Source organism: Woronichinia naegeliana WA131 (assembly GCA_025370055.1).
Taxonomy (GTDB): Bacteria; Cyanobacteriota; Cyanobacteriia; order Cyanobacteriales; family Microcystaceae; genus Woronichinia; species Woronichinia naegeliana.
Window position 1 is genome coordinate 4,261,650 of the sequence record CP073041.1, and the last position, 19,052, is coordinate 4,280,701.

The 19,052-nt window shown below is 41.0% G+C and carries 10 protein-coding genes and 1 pseudogene; 8 read left to right on the top strand and 3 right to left on the bottom strand.

What is annotated here, in order from left to right; genetic code table 11:
• Positions 1-19: 19 nt before the first annotated feature.
• A complete protein-coding gene (locus KA717_21520) occupies positions 20-1,177 on the bottom strand; it encodes a histidine kinase (GenBank protein ID UXE58613.1) in 1,158 nt (385 codons plus the stop codon).
• A gap of 284 nt (positions 1,178-1,461) precedes the next feature.
• Between KA717_21520 and KA717_21525 the strand changes: the two genes are divergently transcribed.
• Positions 1,462-3,051 (top strand): glycoside hydrolase family 57 protein, encoded by a 1,590-nt coding sequence (locus KA717_21525; GenBank protein ID UXE58614.1) that lies wholly within the window; start codon positions 1,462-1,464, stop codon positions 3,049-3,051.
• 126 nt (positions 3,052-3,177) lie between these two features.
• Here the strand turns inward: KA717_21525 and KA717_21530 are convergent, their stop codons facing one another.
• Together KA717_21530 and KA717_21535 are read right to left on the bottom strand one after the other, a co-directional pair.
• Complete coding sequence (locus KA717_21530; protein ID UXE58615.1) at positions 3,178-3,759, bottom strand: hypothetical protein; 582 nt, start codon at positions 3,757-3,759, stop codon at positions 3,178-3,180.
• 152 nt (positions 3,760-3,911) lie between these two features.
• Positions 3,912-5,279, bottom strand: coding sequence for a hypothetical protein (locus KA717_21535; GenBank protein UXE58616.1), 1,368 nt, complete (start codon positions 5,277-5,279; stop codon positions 3,912-3,914).
• Between the two features lie 546 nt (positions 5,280-5,825).
• Between KA717_21535 and psaA the strand changes: the two genes are divergently transcribed.
• The 7 genes and pseudogenes from psaA (at position 5,826) to KA717_21570 (ending at position 18,894) form a co-directional block, all read left to right on the top strand.
• Positions 5,826-8,081, top strand: coding sequence for a photosystem I core protein PsaA (psaA, locus tag KA717_21540; GenBank protein ID UXE58617.1), 2,256 nt, complete (start codon positions 5,826-5,828; stop codon positions 8,079-8,081).
• 305 nt (positions 8,082-8,386) lie between these two features.
• Positions 8,387-10,594, top strand: a complete 2,208-nt coding sequence (gene psaB, locus KA717_21545; protein ID UXE58618.1) for a photosystem I core protein PsaB — start codon at positions 8,387-8,389, stop codon at positions 10,592-10,594.
• Positions 10,595-10,755: 161 nt separating this feature from the next.
• Positions 10,756-11,439 (top strand): Uma2 family endonuclease, encoded by a 684-nt coding sequence (locus KA717_21550; GenBank protein UXE58619.1) that lies wholly within the window; start codon positions 10,756-10,758, stop codon positions 11,437-11,439.
• A 280-nt stretch (positions 11,440-11,719) separates the two neighbouring features.
• Complete coding sequence (locus tag KA717_21555) at positions 11,720-14,185, top strand: dynamin family protein (protein UXE58620.1); 2,466 nt, start codon at positions 11,720-11,722, stop codon at positions 14,183-14,185.
• Positions 14,175-14,969: a hypothetical protein gene (locus KA717_21560; protein ID UXE58621.1), complete on the top strand. Its 795-nt coding sequence runs from the start codon at positions 14,175-14,177 to the stop codon at positions 14,967-14,969. The genes KA717_21555 and KA717_21560 overlap by 11 nt, the downstream gene beginning before the upstream one ends.
• A 12-nt stretch (positions 14,970-14,981) precedes the next feature.
• On the top strand, positions 14,982-17,288 hold the full coding sequence (locus tag KA717_21565; GenBank protein UXE58622.1) for a dynamin family protein: 2,307 nt from the start codon (positions 14,982-14,984) through the stop codon (positions 17,286-17,288).
• Positions 17,289-17,544: 256 nt separating this feature from the next.
• Positions 17,545-18,894: pseudogene (locus tag KA717_21570) on the top strand (IS5 family transposase).
• The last annotated feature ends 158 nt before the right edge of the window (positions 18,895-19,052 follow it).

Below are 19,052 nucleotides of genomic sequence, written 5' to 3' on the forward strand. Positions count from 1 at the left end.
ACCTGTCTCTTACTTTACTTTAACGATGAACGGGTAAGGTAAACACAAAACAACTTCCCTGTTCCGGCACACTATTGACCCAAATTTGTCCATAGTGGGCCCGAATAATTTTACGACACAGAGAAAGTCCCAAACCATAACCATCCTTTTCCTGATCTCGTTGGAGACGAAAATGCCCTTCAAAGATACTTTCTTGTTTAGTCTCAGGAATGCCAGGCCCATTATCAGCAATGCTAACTTGTACCTTTTGAGTTGTACGGTGAAGGATTGATAGGGTAATTTTTCCGCCATCCGGTGTATATTTGATGGCATTGTCTAACAAATTGACAATTACCTGTCGAATTAATTCCTCATCGGCAAAGACAAAGGGAACATCCTGGGGAATATCATCAATTAACGCCAAGGACTTTTTCCGAAATTTTTCCTGATAAAGCTCTAGTATTTCATAGCAGAGAGACTGAAGACACATGGGACTGCTATTGACCACGAACTGAGCATTCATGTTTTTAGAAGCCTGAAGAATATCAGTAATCAGACGGTTCATAACCCGAAACTGCTTACGGGATTGTTGAAAGAGTTGATCCCGCAGTTTTAGATTTTTTTCGGTATTTCCTTGACTCTGCAAAATCTCTAAGGTATCCACAGCAATGGATGCGGCTGTTAAAGGACTTCGTAAATCGTGAGCTAACATCGCCAGCACTTGATCCTTAAACTTAAGCTGTTCTAATAAAGCTTCCTGCTCCTGTTTCAAGTGGAAAATTTCATCCGCCATTTTCATGATTTCCCCAGAGTACCCCACCGATGACAATTCTCTTGGACAACTAGGGGCAACCTCTTCTAAGTGAACCTGTTGCAACAACTGTTCGGCGATCGCTTCTTCCCAACGAGGCCACCATTTTTTCAGTTGATTAACAATATTACTGCCGGCTAAGGTTTGCTTTGGTTCTGGAGCAACTTTTACCAAGGAAGGTGTAGCTACTAATCGAAAATGCTCAACCAATTGGGGCTGTTTGCCGATCTCAATCACTTGAAGCTCAAAATCGTAATGCTTTTCAATTGTTTTCAGATAATTTTGGATTTCTTTAACATATTCCTGGGAATAGGGACGCTCATCAATAAACAGCAAAAATTGCAGTGACAGAGGAACTGAGTTACCTTGCCTAGAGGCTGTTGGCATACTATGAGGTCTACTCCTGAAAGGATGAAAAGTCTGTCCTTGGCGGAATCTCTCTGATAAAAAGATATAACAGAACGAGCTTGCTTGATTTTAATGTCTGCTTAAGGATTAACGCAATGCCCCTATTGTCAAACGACTCAGAAGCGACTGCCCTGATTCTCCTCTTCCAACTTAAAGCGATTCGTTTTAGCCGGGCTCTCGTAAGATCTTGCCATGAATACTGGTAAAATCAGCTAAACTTAACAGTGAATGTTAAGACAACCCCAAAAAGGTGCGGAATCCCTATGGCTCTTGGCTACGTTGCCCTTGTTCTCCACGCTCACTTACCTTTTGTCCGACACCCTGAAAGTGACTATGTATTAGAAGAAGAGTGGCTCTATGAGGCAATTACGGAAACTTACATTCCCCTCATTCGTGTTTTTGAAGGGCTGAAACGAGACGGTGTTGATTTTAAGATCACCATGAGTATGACACCGCCCCTGGTTTCTATGCTTCGGGATTCCCTCTTGCAAAAACGCTACGAAGAACACCTCACTAAACTGCAAGAATTAGTTGATCAGGAAATTCTCCGTAACGAACATAACGGGCATCTTCGCTACTTAGCGGAATATTATGCCCAGGAATTTGCCAATATTCGAGAAATTTGGGAACGCTACGATGGCGATCTGGTGACTGCCTTTAAGCAGTTTTTAGATTCCAATAATCTGGAAATTATTACCTGTGGTGCGACTCACGGTTACTTTCCCTTGATGAAAATGTATCCCCAGGCGGTCTGGTCTCAAATAAAAGTTGCCTGTGATCATTATGAAGAACATTTTGGGCGATCGCCGAAGGGGATCTGGCTACCAGAATGCGCTTATTTTGAAGGCGTAGAACGGATGCTGGCCGATGCAGATTTACGATATTTTCTCGTAGATGGTCATGGCGTTCTTTATGCCCGTCCCCGTCCCCGTTTTGGAACCTATGCTCCTATCTTTACTGAAACAGGGGTTGCCGCCTTTGGACGAGATCATGAATCCTCTCAACAGGTTTGGTCATCCCAGGTTGGCTATCCGGGCGATCCTGAATATCGAGAATTTTATAAAGATTTAGGCTGGGAAGCTGAGTATGAATATATTAAACCCTATGTCATGCCCAATGGACAGCGCAAAAATATTGGTATTAAGTATCATAAAATTACTAGTCGTCAAGCCGGACTATCCGATAAAGCTCTCTATGATCCCTACTGGGCTAAAGAGAAAGCCGCAGAACATGCTGGTAACTTTATGTATAACCGAGAACGGCAGGTCGAAAATCTAGCTGGAATGATGCAACGGCCTCCCCTAGTTGTTTCTCCCTACGATGCCGAACTATTTGGCCATTGGTGGTATGAAGGGCCCTGGTTCATTGACTATCTTTTCCGCAAGTCTTGGTACGATCAAAGTACCTTTGCCATGACTCACTTGGCCGATTATTTAAAAGCTAACCCCTTTCAACAGGTTTGTCGTCCTTCCCAGTCTAGTTGGGGTTACAAAGGCTTTCATGAATACTGGCTTAATGAAACAAATGCCTGGATCTATCCTCATTTACACAAAGCGGCGGAGCGCATGATTGAAATCAGTTGTCGAGAAGCGATCGATGAACTGGAAGAGCGTGCCCTTAATCAAGCCGCCAGAGAATTGCTATTAGCCCAATCCTCAGACTGGGCCTTCATTATGAGAACAGGAACGATGGTACCCTATGCCGTTCGCCGTACCCGCTCCCATCTTTTGCGGTTTAACAAACTTTATGAGGATGTCAAATCAGGGAAAGTCGATTCTGGTTGGCTCGAAAAAGTAGAAGCAATGGATAATATCTTTCCTCGCATTGACTACCGAGTTTATCGCCCCCTTTAGAAATTTATTAACGAGACCATCAAATACAATTAACACAAAAGCGTTGCCTATAAATTCAAAATAAGCAACGCCTTTATTTTTGTAGTCAGATTTTAAGTAAATCTAGCAGAAAGAAGCTTTTGGGGCTTACCACATGCCACGAATAGGAGCGGGGGTCGGAGCCGGTTGATAAACAGGTGCAGCAGAGGGCTGAACAGGGGGAAGAGAAACAGGTGCAGATGACTCAAAGTTGATAGCACTCTTTTCAACAACGGAAATTTCTTTGATTTTCAAACGAGTAACCCAGTAGGGATGAGCTTGGGAAACGAAAGTCTGGATATATTTAGCATCAATGAAGTCCCAACCAACATACTTGCCGTTGGAGAATCGAGGACGAACAATGATATCATCACCTGGCTCTGCCGCCCCTTCAATGTGGAGATGGGTCATTTTGTTGCCGTTGCCTAAGTCAATGTAACCCGGAAAAGCTCCATATTTTAAAAATTCGATCTGGAGAATGTTGCCAACTTTACCCCGTACCCGACCGACTGCGTAGTTTTTCCAGAGGAGCTGGTCTTGTTTCATATAGGTGTTATGACCGGCTAGTTGACTGATCAAGACATTTTGTTTGGCCGATACTGGTTTAGCCTGGGCAGGAATGGCAGAAATGCCATAAGCAGCTAGAGCTACAAGAACACCCGTAATAGTTTTAGCAGACTTATTTAACACGATAACCTCGCTTGTGAATCACGAAAAAATTAGTCGGACGATCCAAAGTATATTATGGTTCCTCAATTATGGTAAAGATTTTTATCCATAACTTTAGAATTCGTTAACTTGAGAGCCGTTTGGGGACGACAAAGCCATTCTACCGTAATTCTCTAGTTTGGGTCATTCGCGATCGCCTCTATTGTTGTGCCAGTTGTTGTCTCAGTTGTTTCTGGTAACGGATTAGGGCTAGGAGATTGAGGAATATTGTTTTCTGGAACTTTTACGTCAGTCATTTCAGCGTTCTCTTCCCCTGGTGCTCCACTCGATGGTATTTTCTTCTCCTCTAAAGGCGGCAAATTTGGCTCCAGGAGCGGCAATGTTGTGGTCTCTTGTTCTTGGGTCTGGACAGGATTCTCGACCGATGGGGGGATTGCGGCTTTTTCTGGCTCAATCGCCGGAACGATGGGTTCTAATGAGTTATCCGTAACTGGTGTTGGGACAATCGAGTCAAAAACCGCTGGTGAGTCGATAAGAGGCAAATTAGGAGAGCTGATTTCTTCTGGGGGTGGCAACTGATCATCGGGCAATAGGACTGAAGCAGATGGGGTGTTATCCACCATACCCTTGGCAATGGCGAGGGGAAGATCTCCTCTCACTAAACGAGATAGGGTATCTGTTCCTTGGGGATGATAGTCCATGACTCGCACGGTGTTGTTGAAACTATTGGCGACTAAGTTTCCCGCTTCATCAATAAATTCGAGTTTGATCCAATTTTGTCCAGGTTCAAAGCCTTTAAGATAGACAGGTTGCCAGTGGTCTAACAGAAAACTTTCATTGTTAATGGTTACTCGAATCCGCCAATCTGCGATCGCATCGGTTGGATCTTCCTGAGCAACAAGATGTAGAGGTGCATTGCTGAGATAGAAGTCGAGTAATATGGGTTCTGCTCCATAGCTACCCTTCGGACGGCTATAGGTTAGTAACGGTAGCGCAGGATTGGGACGATTATCTTCCGTGGGAGTTAAAACATGAAAAGTGGTTTGAGCATAAGCTCCATCATTCTTAAAACTCTCATGCCAAGGACGCACTGGAAAAGCCCGCAATGTGTGAGTTCCTGGGGTGAGATCTGAAAGGATAATCGGCTGTTCTATGTCATATATAGCCTGATAGGGTTGGTTATCTAAAATAAGATGAACGTGGGGGCCCATTTCAAGGTCAGGATTCTGAAAGAGGGGAAGATCTTGAACCTCTAATTTGACTGCTACTTTTGTTTCCTTAAGAATTTCCTCTGGTTGAGGACTCAGAATCCTTACCTGGGGTTTGTATTGCTCTAAGGATGGTCGAAGTTGCTCAATCAGAAGAGGTGTTGCAACTTCAGCCAGTTTTCCGGCAACAACGGGGGATGGAAAGAGACCAAGCTTAGGTGGCGCAGGTGTAAGTGCATGATTACAGCCGCTCAGTAGCCCACTGACCAGAAGCAACCCTAAACCCAAACGTATGAAATAGGACAACGGCGATCGCGCCCGAAATTTAGACATCAGGATAACCTCCTCTTGAGGAGCTAGAGGATCTATAGGGCAATATAGCTCAATCCGAGGACACTCTCCCGCCAAAATTCACCTTTGTCTATCTTTGGATCACAGTCTGTCCCGTTTATCACAATTATTGCCAAAAACAACAAATCTTAATATTTCTTAAAATATCTTTGGTAGATAATTTGCATTGAAAAAAAACCATAGCCCTTACTGTCAAGATCTAGGGCACAGGAATTCTGAGTAAGAATATTGCTTTTTGTAAAGAAATCGTTTTTTGTCTTGACTTTTATCAAGTTTTTCTATGGTTACAATGCTGATTTGGCAGCCAGTTGGCTGAATTTTAATTATTGTTAAGCGATCAAACAGAATGGGAGGGGAAGACCTATCATCATTTATTGATGCTTCTGCTTGGTAACGTCAAAAAACTAGGCAGATTCAGCGAATCTATTTAGGTTAGGAACGCAAAATGATTCCCCTTTTGCACTTCCTCTATTACACTGTTCAAAATAGGAAACCCTTAAAGTTCATTGTCGAGAGAGGAGTACCCTCATGACAATTAGTCCTCCCGAAAGAGAGGCGAAAGCCAAAGTCACGGTTGATACCAATCCTGTCCCGACTTCCTTTGAGAAATGGGGCAAGCCTGGCCACTTCGACCGTACCCTCGCTAGAGGTCCAAAAACCACTACCTGGATTTGGAATCTCCACGCCAACGCTCATGATTTTGATAGCCAGACCAGCGACCTAGAAGATGTTTCGCGCAAGATCTTCAGTGCCCATTTTGGTCACCTCGCTGTTGTTTTTGTCTGGTTGAGTGGTATGTATTACCACGGCGCGAAATTCTCGAATTATGAAGGCTGGTTAGCCGATCCGACTCACATCAAGCCCAGTGCTCAAGTGGTTTGGCCGATTGTTGGCCAAGGCATTTTGAATGGCGATGTCGGTGGTGGCTTCCACGGCATTCAGATCACTTCTGGATTGTTTTATATGTGGCGGGCCGCTGGCTTCACCGACAGCTATCAGCTTTACTGCACCGCAATTGGCGGTTTAGTGATGGCTGCCCTCATGCTGTTCGCTGGTTGGTTCCACTACCATGTCAAAGCTCCCAAACTGGAATGGTTCCAGAATGCTGAGTCAATGATGAACCACCACCTGGCGGGTCTATTGGGCTTAGGCTCTTTGGCTTGGGCCGGTCATTTAATCCATGTTTCTCTGCCAGTTAATAAACTACTAGATTCTGGTGTTGCACCTCAGGATATTCCCTTACCCCAGGAATACGTTCTGGATGCGGGCAAAATGGCTGAGTTCTTCCCCAGTTTCGCTCAAGGTTTAACACCATTCTTTACCCTCAATTGGGGAGCCTATTCTGACTTCCTAACTTTTAAAGGCGGTTTAAATCCGGTTACTGGCGGTCTCTGGTTAACTGACGTTGCTCACCACCATGTTGCGATCGCTGTTCTATTTATCGTTGCCGGTCATATGTATCGCACGAACTGGGGCATTGGTCACAGCATGAAGGAAATCCTAGAGGCACATAAAGGCCCCTTCACGGGCGAAGGTCATAAGGGTCTCTACGAAATCCTGACCACCTCTTGGCACGCACAGTTAGCGATCAACCTAGCACTGTTAGGATCTTTGACGATCATCGTTGCACAGCATATGTACGCGATGCCGCCCTATCCCTATCAGGCGATCGACTATGCGACCCAGTTATCCCTCTTTACCCATCATATGTGGATTGGCGGCTTCCTGATTGTCGGTGCTGGTGCTCATGGCGCTATTTTCATGGTTCGTGACTACGATCCAGCCAAAAATGTGAATAACCTTTTGGATCGGATGTTACGTCACCGCGATGCCATCATCTCCCATCTCAATTGGGTTTGTATTTTCCTCGGTTTCCATAGCTTTGGGCTTTATATCCACAACGACACGATGCGTGCGTTAGGTCGTCCCCAGGATATGTTCTCGGATTCGGCGATCCAACTGCAACCCATTTTTGCTCAGTGGATTCAACATATTCATTCCCTAGCCCCTGGCAGCACGGCTCCCCATGCTCTTGCGACGGCGAGTAATGTGTTTGATGGTGCAACGGTAGCGGTGGCGGGTAAAGTTGCGATTTCGGCTATTCCCCTTGGTACGGCTGATTTCCTAATTCACCATATCCACGCTTTCACCATCCATGTGACAGTGTTGATTCTCCTCAAAGGGGTTCTTTATGCCCGTAGCTCTCGGTTAATTCCCGATAAAGCGAACTTAGGCTTCCGTTTTCCTTGCGATGGCCCTGGTCGGGGTGGTACTTGCCAGGTTTCTGGTTGGGATCACGTCTTCCTCGGACTGTTCTGGATGTATAACTCCCTCTCCATTGTGATTTTCCACTTTAGTTGGAAGATGCAATCAGATGTTTGGGGGACTGTAGCACCGGATGGAACCGTAACCCATGTTACGCTTGGTAACTTTGCTCAAAGCGCGATCACTATCAATGGTTGGTTACGCGACTTCCTTTGGGCACAAGCTGCTAACGTAATTAATTCCTACGGTTCGGCACTGTCAGCCTACGGAATCATGTTCCTTGCAGGTCACTTCGTCTTTGCTTTTAGTCTGATGTTCCTCTTTAGTGGACGGGGCTATTGGCAAGAGTTGATTGAGTCGATCGTTTGGGCCCACAATAAATTAAATGTGGCTCCTGCGATTCAACCCCGTGCTCTGAGTATTATTCAGGGTCGTGCCGTGGGTGTAACTCATTACTTGTTAGGTGGCATTGTTACCACTTGGGCATTCTTCCTCGCTCGTAGTCTTTCCATTGGCTAGACTCAAAGCTTTTAGGATTTAGGAGTCAGGGTAGGAGGCTTAGGGGCAGCTTTTGTCCTGTGGCCTTTGCCCTGAAACCCCTCCTAAGAATTAACAAAAACGGTTTTCAGTTAGCCTATCAAACTGTTTACAGCCAGCTTGTCAAACTGTTTACAGTGAGTTTATCGAACCGTTTTGATCCGTATTTATGTCTTCATCTGCTACAACCTTTTGTGTTGTAGTTCATTTTAAAAACCGGAAATGAGCAGCGAATTCTGCATTTGCCTCATTTTGCTTGCTTAACGAGGAGAATTTCCGAAAAAGCTATGGCAACTAAATTTCCCAAATTTAGCCAGGATCTCGCCCAAGACCCGACGACTCGTCGGATTTGGTATGGGATTGCTACAGCCCACGATTTTGAAACCCATGATGGGATGACTGAGGAGAATCTTTACCAAAAGATTTTTGCTTCTCATTTTGGTCATATTGCCATCATCTTCCTGTGGACTTCTGGCACCCTTTTCCACGTCGCGTGGCAAGGTAATTTCGAGCAATGGATCAAAGATCCTTTAAATATTCGCCCGATCGCCCATGCGATTTGGGATCCTCACTTTGGCGAAGGGGCTTTAAATGCCTTTACCCAAGCGGGTGCTTCTAATCCCGTGAATATTTCCTACTCTGGGGTTTATCACTGGTTTTATACCATTGGTATGACCACCAATCAGGAGCTTTACCAAGGCGCAGTTTTCCTCCTCATTCTGGCTTCTCTATTCCTGTTTGCGGGCTGGCTGCACCTCCAACCCAAGTTCCGTCCTAGCTTGGCTTGGTTCAAAAATGCGGAATCCCGTTTGAACCACCACTTAGCTGGTTTGTTTGGGGTTAGCTCTTTGGCTTGGGCAGGTCACTTAATCCATGTGGCTATTCCAGAATCTCGTGGTCAGCACGTCGGTTGGGATAACTTCCTCTCCACGCCTCCTCACCCCGCAGGTTTACTGCCCTTCTTTACGGGTAATTGGGGAGTCTATGCAGCAAATCCTGATACCGCTAACCATGTATTTGGAACTTCTCAAGGCGCGGGTTCTGCGATTCTCACCTTCCTCGGTGGTTTCCATCCCCAAACTGAGGCTCTGTGGTTGACGGATATTGCTCATCACCATCTGGCGATCGCTGTTATCTTCATTGTGGCTGGTCATATGTACCGCACCAACTGGGGAATCGGTCACAGCATTAAAGAAATTCTTAATGCTCACAAAGGCCCTTTAACGGGTGAAGGTCACAAAAATCTGTATGACACCATCAATAATTCCCTCCACTTCCAGTTAGGTTTAGCCCTAGCGAGTTTAGGGGTTATTACTTCCTTGGTGGCTCAGCATATGTACTCTTTGCCTTCCTATGCTTTCATTGCTAAGGACTACACCACCCAAGCGGCTCTTTACACCCATCACCAGTATATTGCTGGCTTCCTGATGGTTGGTGCATTTGCTCATGGTGCGATCTTCTTTGTTCGTGACTACGATCCCGTTGCTAACAAAAATAATGTGTTGGCACGGATGTTGGATCACAAGGAAGCTCTAATCTCCCACTTAAGCTGGGTAACGCTTTTCCTCGGTTTCCATACCTTAGGTCTCTACGTTCATAACGATGTTGTGGTTGCCTTTGGAACCCCTGAAAAGCAAATCCTGATTGAACCCGTATTTGCTCAATGGATTCAAGCGGCTCACGGTAAACTCCTCTACGGTTTTGACGTACTGCTTTCTAATCCTGACAGTGTTGCTTATACCGCTTACCCTAACTATGGCAATGTCTGGTTAACCGGTTGGTTAGATGCAATTAACAGTGGCAAAAACTCTTTGTTCCTGCCCATTGGCCCCGGTGACTTCCTCGTCCACCATGCGATCGCGTTAGGGTTACACACAACTACCCTAATTCTGGTTAAAGGTGCTTTGGATGCTCGCGGTTCCAAGTTAATGCCCGACAAAAAAGACTTCGGTTATGCCTTCCCTTGTGATGGCCCCGGTCGTGGCGGTACTTGCGATATCTCTGCTTGGGATTCCTTCTACCTTGCTATGTTCTGGATGCTCAATACCTTGGGCTGGTTAACCTTCTACTGGCACTGGAAACACCTCGGTGTTTGGTCTGGCAACGTTGCTCAGTTCAACGAAAATTCTACCTACCTGATGGGTTGGTTCCGCGATTATCTCTGGGCTAATTCGGCTCAGTTGATCAACGGTTACAATCCCTACGGTGTGAACAACCTCTCGGTTTGGGCTTGGATGTTCCTCTTCGGACACTTGGTCTGGGCGACTGGATTTATGTTCCTAATCTCTTGGCGCGGTTATTGGCAAGAGTTAATCGAAACAATCGTTTGGGCTCACGAGCGCACTCCTCTAGCGAACCTGGTTCGTTGGAAAGACAAGCCCGTTGCTCTCTCCATTGTTCAAGCTCGCTTAGTTGGTTTAGCACACTTCACTGTTGGCTATATCCTCACCTATGCTGCGTTCCTAATTGCTTCTACGGCTGGTAAGTTCGGTTAAACGACGACTGGTTTCAGGTGATTAAAGCTTTCCCCTGCCTTCATCGGTGGGGGATTTGCTTTGGGAAGGCGAAAAGCTATTTTTTCCTGATGTTCCAATCATAGAGTACAAAAATGAATCTGTTAGACTAACAGTGGATTGGGTTTTATGGAGTCGTAACGATGACAACTTCCCCGACATATTCTCTTTTTGATGTTGTTTATCCTGAGAGTGACGGTTTACCGATGGCTGAAAGCGATGCAACCAGGGATTATTTAATTTATGGCGTTGAAGCTCTAGATCGTTATTTTCAGAAAGATCCCAAGGTTTATGTTTCGGGAAATTTATTTATTTATTATGAGCAGGGTAATCCCAAGGCTGTGGTGGCTCCTGATGTATTTGTCGTTTTGGGAGTGGATAAAAAGAAGCGATTTTCCTATAAAACCTGGGAAGAACGAGACAAGATGCCTGATTTTATTTTAGAAATCACTTCCAAAAGTACGGCTAGTCAAGATCGTGGCATCAAGAAAGGCTTATATTCTTATTTGGGAGTTAAAGAATATTTTCAGTATGATCCGACTGCGGACTATCTAAGACCCTGTTTGCAAGGTTTTCGTTTGATGGAAGGGAATTATTTACCGATTTTGGGCCAACTTCATGGCGATCACCTATCAATTCATTCTGAAACCTTAGGTTTGGAGTTACGATTAGAGGCAGATGGTGAAATGCGTTTTTATAATCCTAAAACGGGTGAGAAATTACTGAGTACTGGGGAGATGGAACAAGCCAGGGTACAAGCGGAACAAAGAGCTGACAAGTTGGCGGCTAAGTTACGGGAACTCGGACTTGATCCAGATAGACTTTAACCGGCGGCGATGTTAGCAACTCATTTTGAGGAGTGAGACTAGAAGGTTGTCAGTTGGGAAGAAGGATGATTTCTTTTAAGGTTGTACAAGAATATAAGACCATCTCCCTGTCCATCTAAATGGTGACAGATTTTGTTTTATGTTTTTTGACACATTAATAAAAACAACAAAGACTATAATGTCAAGAAAAGCTGATAATAAATTTGGTGTACTTTATCCTAATTTAATATATTGTGGTATATTAACAATAAGAGTATAATTTTGTCAAGGATAAAACATTATGACTCAGAAATCCTATGAAGTTTTCCAAGCAGTGGAGAATAAAGCTAATCTGCTTGCTGTTTATTGGGATAACTTCAAAACAGAAATTATTCAGCATTTACCTGAGTCGTATCATGCTGAGATTGACGAGCTTTCTAGCAATCTAGAGAAAGCATCAGAGAAGTTGATTGATGAGTTGCGCCATCCAACCCTGATTTTAGCGACTACAGGTACAACGAGTAGTGGTAAGAGTACCTTAGTAAATTTTCTGTGTGGTGCTGACATTGTGCCAACAGCCGTGAGTGAAATGAGTGCAGGGACGGTCACGATTGAATATAGCGAAGAGAGGGCTTTGATTATTCAAGAAACACAAGGAGCTTTGTGGGAATGTGGAAAATGGAAAGGTATTAGTGACGAGGAAATTTATGATCGTTTGGATGAAGTAATGATTAGTTATCTTAATGCTAGGGAAGAGCAAACTAATTTAGCTTGTCCACAATCTATCATTTATTATCCTTTTAGATTGGTTAAAGATGAAAAAATTTTAGAATTACCAAAAGGTGTCGCAGCTAAGTTGTTAGATTTGCCTGGGTTATCCCATGTTGGAGATGAAGGAAGTCTTTCGGTTATAAAACAGTGCCGTGAAGCTTTATGCTTAGTGACTTATAATAGTGCAGAAAATAATCAAGTTACGCAAGAAAAGTTATTGTCAGAAGTAGTTGAACAAGTAAAAGAATTAAAAGCGTCTCCCGCTCGAATGCTTTTTATTCTAAATCGAGTTGATGAGTTTAGAAAAGACGTAAAATGGCCGAGGAATGAAGATCGTTTTTTTGATAAAATGACAAAAAGTATTAAAGCCAAATTAATGGAAGAACTAGGAGAATATGTAAAAGATACTGAAAATTTGGCAATTGTTAAACTGAGTACATTGCCAGCTTTGTTGGCTGTACAAATTGAGAAAAACAAAGAATTAATACAAGATATATTGGGAGAATTACCCAGTATTGAAGATAAGTGGTCATCTCATGACAGAAGTAGAATCGATGTACTGCTGAAACCTTATGAAATAGTGGATGATTACTTTAAGCCATTAATCAAAAATATAGTTAAATCTCTACCTCCTGATCCAAAAGATTTGTCTATTAAACAACGGAGTTTAATAGCCCAAGAACTGCGACAACAATCTTATGCACAGGTTTTTGAAGAACACTTAAAAATACATATAGCAGAACATTTTCCTAAGCTAGTTATTCCCCAAGCTATAGAGAGATTTAATGTTGCCGCAGGAAATAGTATTGCACAATGGGCAGTACAAACTACTACAGTTATTCTCAATAGTTCAGAAGAAGATTATCAGCGAGAAATTGAGAGACTTTCACAAATAAAATCATCTCTTGATCATTTTCTAAAAGTTAGTGATGCTAATTTAAGAAAACCTTTTGAAAAAATCAATCAAAAGTGTGAAGAGTATCTTAGTCAGCAAACAAAAGCTGATCCACTCTCTGTGTTAACAGAAGCCATTACAGAACTTCAATTTACCGAACCTTATAACGATATTGAAGAAAAATTAATTCCTCTCTACGATTGGAGAAATGCTTTGGGGAGAGGCGTTGATCAGATTTTGGAAGCAGTAGCAGAATCTTTAGAAAAAGGTATAGTTACTCTAGATCATCCTAATTTTAAAAAAGCTAGTATTGCCAATGTAAAATTGCTAGAGAGTAATCTAGGAAGATTGATTAAGTTAGGCTATAGTTATTCAACTGCACGAGATGGTCAAAATGTGGTTGCAAAAACACAAGAAGAGAAGGATAATCTTAATCAAAAAAACAAAGAATTAAACGAATTATCTATTCATCTTAGTTTGATTATTGCGCAAGTACTGGACAAAATTTCTACTCAAGAGATTCATCGAATGTATGAGGCCGTTAATGAATTATTTATATGTCATCTTGCTTATTTAGAGAAAGGTTCTAATTCTATCGCGGAAAATATTGTGATTAGATTTCCAGAGTCAGAGCTAAACAAAGTTAAAAATGATCTAAAATTTGATTTTGTTAAGTTTGATTCAGATTTTAAAATTAAAGAAGAAGACTACACTGAAGAACGAAGAACTTGGAAGCATTGGTTATGGATCGTTCCTAAAAAGGAAGAACGCTCTAGTGAGAATGCAGAAATTCCAAGCACAGGGCAAATTTTATCCGATTGGAAAAAACAATTAAAAAAAGTTGAACCTGATATGTTAAAACAAGTGATAGAATGGTTACTAGCACAAATTAATGATTTAAAAAAAAATGTAGATGAAACCCAAAGTGATGTTCTTAATCTCTATCGAGATAGATTGGAGAAAGCTAGACAAGAAATTACCTTGGATTACGAGCAAAAGCAAAATGTGTGGAAACCTATGCAACAAAGAGCCGAAAAATTAAAAGAAAGATTTTCTCGACTGGGGAACTTTCAAGAGGAGGTTAATCCAAGTGGGAATTGAATCCTTTGAAACAAATTTTGATCAAATTTTTAAAAAAGTTTATCCCCATATCGAAGGTCATAAAACAGGGACTTTAAGGACTGTGATTTACTTGATTTTGGATAGCCTTCAAGCGGAAAAACTTTGTCAAGAATATGACATTAAAAAAAATGCTCCCTTAGACGATGATCTAGATTTATCTGATGATATTATATATACGGTTTCCATCAATAAACAAAAACCTGTGAAAGAAAACTGGTTCTTCAAGACAGGGGGGGAAACTGTTAAAAACTTGTCCAGACCACTTCGTAAATCACTAGATAATAATAAGGACAAAATGGAATTTATTGTAGTTGCTGCTGTTATTTTAATTGGAACTTATATTACTCAAACTTTTTTGAGTAAGACTCCTACACAAAGTATAACTTCTCCTGCGCTTTCTAGCCAACCAATTCCTACTGCAATATGTTTAGCTGTTCCTGCATCAGTAGTTTACGGCTTAACTTTAGGAAAAATAATAAATAAAGAAAAAATGATTGAACTAATTGAAGCCGCTCCAGAATTTTTATGTATTAAAGCAGAGGAAGCCAATAAAAAAGTTATAGATGTAATCAATCAAGAAGTTTCACCAGATAGTCAACTTAAATTTTATATTAGGATTGACATCCCTAACGGACAAGAGATAATTGGTTCAGAGACTAAGTATGTCATCAAAAGGGATATTCCACCTAATGCACAAGGTCAAATTATCCAGCTAGGCCGTCTGAGAGATGCTTCTATTCTCAAAACATTTAACCGTATTTAAGGAATTAATTTAATGGATTGGAAATCCGCTTCATCCTACTACGAAACACGCCTCAGTGATGTCTTAAACATCCAACATTATGCCGTTGACTTAGCTAAACTTCCCCAAGCTGAAGTTCCCTCTAAATTAACAGAAACTCTTATTCAAGAAGCCGCACCTGCTAACCGCCAACTCGATCGCCTAAGAAAACGAGAATTTCGCATTGCTGTAGTTGGTTTAGAAAAAGCAGGAAAAAGTACCTTTATTAATGCTTGGTTAGAATGTGACTTACTTCCCGCCAAAGGAGGAAGATGTACCTTTACCACCACCCAAATTTATTCCGTTAAAAGTGAATCTAAACAAAGATTAGAAGTGCAAACTCGCACCGAAGAACAGTTTATTCATTTACTTAAAGAATTAGAAACCGTTGGTGCAAAGGAAGACTTAAAAACAATTAGAGAATATGAAACTACCTTACAACAAGTTAGAAAAGAAGGAAATTTAGTTATTCCCTTTACCCGACTCGAAGACATCCGAGAACAACTTAAAAAATACGTTGCTGATGAAAAATATGCCCATGCCGTCTTAGAAGCCAGACTTTATACCAATAAACTTGCCCAAGCAGAAGGAATTGTCTTTTATGATGTTCCTGGTTCAGATTCTGGGTTAACCAAGCACGTTGATGAAGCCCAACAAATGCTCTCAGATTGTGATGCCGTGATCGTGATCCAGCGTTTCCGTAGCATTCGAGAAGCCGAATTAGAAATTATTAAATTTACAGAACAAGGCGATAAAAATATCACTATTGCCGATAAACTATTTGTTTTTTTAAGTCATATTGATGCTCTCGGTAGCGCAGAATCCCTTAAAACCCATATTGCAGAAGCTTCTCAAGATTGGTCAAAACGCGCCAATTTACCACAAAATCGTATTGTTTCAGGTTCAGCAGGAGCTTATTTAATTTTAAACAATCTTGCGGAAGAACATACCCAATTAGAAATTGGAAAAGCTAGTAATATTCAAGATAAATTAAGCACTTTAACTGGTATTAAAGACGATGAAATCCTAAGAACTCAAGGGACAGGTATTCCTGAAATTAAAGAAAAAATCTTCAATTATATTAATACTGAGCGAGTTACGATCCTGAAAAAACGCTGTGAAACTTCTATTGATAAAATCATCAATACCTCAGAAGAAATTTATCATCTTGTTAGTCAAAGATTTCCCGAAAATCCCGAAGAAGCACAACGCTTTGAAGAAGAAAGAAGACGAATTTCTTTTTCAGAGTGGTGGAAAAGTCAATGGGAATATATTAAAGCTGATTTGCAGAAATTTTATGAAACATCAGTGATTAATCAGCCCTTAGAAAAAGTTAATAACGAATCTTCCAGTAGCATTGAGAAATTTAGAGAACGTTATCTACAACTGATAGAAAGTGAAATGAACAAATTAAGAGAAGAAACTTTAAGGAAAAAAGAGATTATTTTTGATGCTAACTCTTTTCCAGACTTTGACAAGGCAAGAGCTAATTACGCTTGGCGAGATGATTTATATGCAGATATAAGAAAATTGTTAGATCAGCTTGCCCGACAATTGGCTGCCGAGTTAAAGGATGAATCCTTAAAATTAGTGGATTATATGTCATCATTATTATGGGGAAGTTCTCAAGTTAAAGAACGACTAATTGGTTATTCAGAAGATGAATTTTTAATCCGTTTAGAAAATAGTTTGAGTGTTTTATTTTTAAGATTTGCTCGTCCAGTTGCCGAAGCCTTAATTCGCGGCCCCGTTAACAGTGATACCCGAACTCAAATTGTTAAATCTCTAGGGGCTGATGTTGAATTGATTGATAATTATTATCAAGGAGATGAACCCGCTTTTAGAGTGTTGAAAAAATACGTTAAATATGGTTCTGATTTGCTCTTTAACCGTGACCTTCGCCAACAAGTGTTAGGCGTAACAGGCATCGCTGAAGAAGTTATCGGGATGACGATAGATAAAGTCATAGATTTAGCTGACCAATTAACTCCACCTAGAGAATTTGTTACCTTTGAAGTCACTAATGATATTAATGCTTTTGAAGAATACTTACGCAATGGTATTTTTGAAGCGGCTGGATTTGAATCCTATTGTATCCAAGAATTAAGAGGTTTAGTAGATCTCTTTCGAGAAAAGGAGGGTACATGGGCTGGCGTAGCACAAAACGAATGGTATAAGGAAAATCCTCAACTTTTAGCCGAATTGCCTGCTAACCTAAAATCCCAAGAATTTAATTTAGAGGTTAGTGAACGCCTACGACAATTATCAATTGCTTTAAAGAGAAACAGTTTTGGTGAGTAGTTTTTAGAAAGAGAAATAATAACCCACATTCCATCGTACATAAAATCGGGTTAAAGATTATCTAAAAATTTTCCCGATCAATCCATGACTATGATGTCCCACTGTCCATTTTTAATGCGATCGCAGTTAATTAGGGCTTGCTGAAAAAAGCTGAAACCTTTACGGAGAAAAATAGTAGGCGAATTAAGAACCGCTAGAATGCACGAAAATAGGGTAGAATGCCTCAAAACCATTGCATTAAGAAGAGAGAAAGCAGATGTACCGAAAGCAACAGTACTCAATTGAAACACCAGAAAACTTGAAAAATCTGTTCGGCGGGCAGTTAGACGAAGAAAATCGTTGGATAGAAATGTCAAAAATGATTCTTTGGGAAGAATATGAGGAAGAATATGCAAAAAACTTCACAGAAAAAAAAGGAGCCCCAGCCAAATCATTTAGAATGGCATTAGGAGCATTAATTATCAAAGAAATTTCAGGAAAAAGTGACAGAGAAACAGTAGAACAAATAAAAGAGAACCCTTATTTACAGTACTTTATAGGAATGGAAAGCTATAGTAGCAAAGAAGCATTTAATGCGTCAATGATGGTTCATTTTCGTAAAAAAATAGGAATGGAATTAATAAATAAATAAATAAATAAAATTAATAAAGAAATAGAAAAAAAAGCGACGGGTGTAGCGTCAGAAAAAAAAGAAAATGAAGGAAAGTTATTGTTAGATGCGACTTGTACACCAGCAGATATAAAATATCCAACGGATATAGGAATATTGAATGATGCCAGAGAAAAAACAGAAAAAATAATAGATAAGCTGTATGAAGAAATAAAAGAGAAAAGGAAAGAAAAGCCGAGGACTTATAGGGAAGTGGCAAGAAAAGAGTACTTAGCCATAGCAAAAAAACGTCGTGTGTCAAAAAAAGAAAGAAGAAAAGGAACAAAAAAACAACTAGGATATATAAAAAGAAACTTGTCTGATATAGAAAAAATGATAGAAGAGGGAGCAAAGTTAGAAAAACTAACGAAAAAAGAGCAAGAAGAGCTTGTAACGATAGGAAAAGTGTATGAGCAACAGTTAGAAATGTATGAAAAAAAGACAAATAAAGTAGAAAACAGAATTGTGAGTGTAAGCCAACCTCACGTGCGTCCAATAGTGCGTGGAAAAGCGGGAAAAGCAGTAGAGTTTGGAGCTAAAATATCGGCAAGTAATGTGAATGGCTTTGTCTTCTTAGACAAATTAAGTTGGGATAATTACAACGAATCGGGAGATTTACAAGCGCGAATAGAAGAATATAAAAGGGAAACAGGATGTTATCCGGAATCGGTTCATGTGGATAAAATCTATCGAACAAAAGCGAATCGAGCTTATTGTAAAGAAAGGGATATAAGAATGAGTGGTCCCCGATTGGGAAGACCGCCGAAAGAGGTGAGCAAAGAAAAAAAGAAAGAGGCACGCTCAGATGAAAGAGTGCGTAATGCCATTGAGGGTAAATTCGGACAGGGAAAGAGGAAATTTAGTCTTGGTCGAGTGATGGCCAAACTACCTGAGACCTCGGAAACGGTAATTGCGATGAACTTTTTGGTAATGAATCTTTCTACTCTACTTCAGAAGACAAAAAGTAAAAAGTTGTAGAGTCGTTTTTCTTGTGAAAAATGGTGTTAATTTTCCTCTCTTTTGTGAGGAGTGATTTGTGTTGACCTTTTTAGACAGAAAGGAACAATAGATTAAACAAAATCTGTATTTTGATTTGTTTCCATAAGGATAAGTTA

Excerpts from the sequence above, each read along its gene's own strand:
- KA717_21550 (UXE58619.1), top strand. The coding sequence starts at position 10,756 with ATGACAACTTCCCCGACATATTCTCTTTTTGATGTTGTTTATCCTGAG.
- KA717_21520 (UXE58613.1), bottom strand. The coding sequence starts at position 1,177 with ATGCCAACAGCCTCTAGGCAAGGTAACTCAGTTCCTCTGTCACTGCAA.
- psaA (UXE58617.1), top strand. The coding sequence starts at position 5,826 with ATGACAATTAGTCCTCCCGAAAGAGAGGCGAAAGCCAAAGTCACGGTT.
- KA717_21525 (UXE58614.1), top strand. The coding sequence starts at position 1,462 with ATGGCTCTTGGCTACGTTGCCCTTGTTCTCCACGCTCACTTACCTTTT.
- KA717_21535 (UXE58616.1), bottom strand. The coding sequence starts at position 5,279 with ATGTCTAAATTTCGGGCGCGATCGCCGTTGTCCTATTTCATACGTTTG.
- psaB (UXE58618.1), top strand. The coding sequence starts at position 8,387 with ATGGCAACTAAATTTCCCAAATTTAGCCAGGATCTCGCCCAAGACCCG.
- KA717_21555 (UXE58620.1), top strand. The coding sequence starts at position 11,720 with ATGACTCAGAAATCCTATGAAGTTTTCCAAGCAGTGGAGAATAAAGCT.
- KA717_21565 (UXE58622.1), top strand. The coding sequence starts at position 14,982 with ATGGATTGGAAATCCGCTTCATCCTACTACGAAACACGCCTCAGTGAT.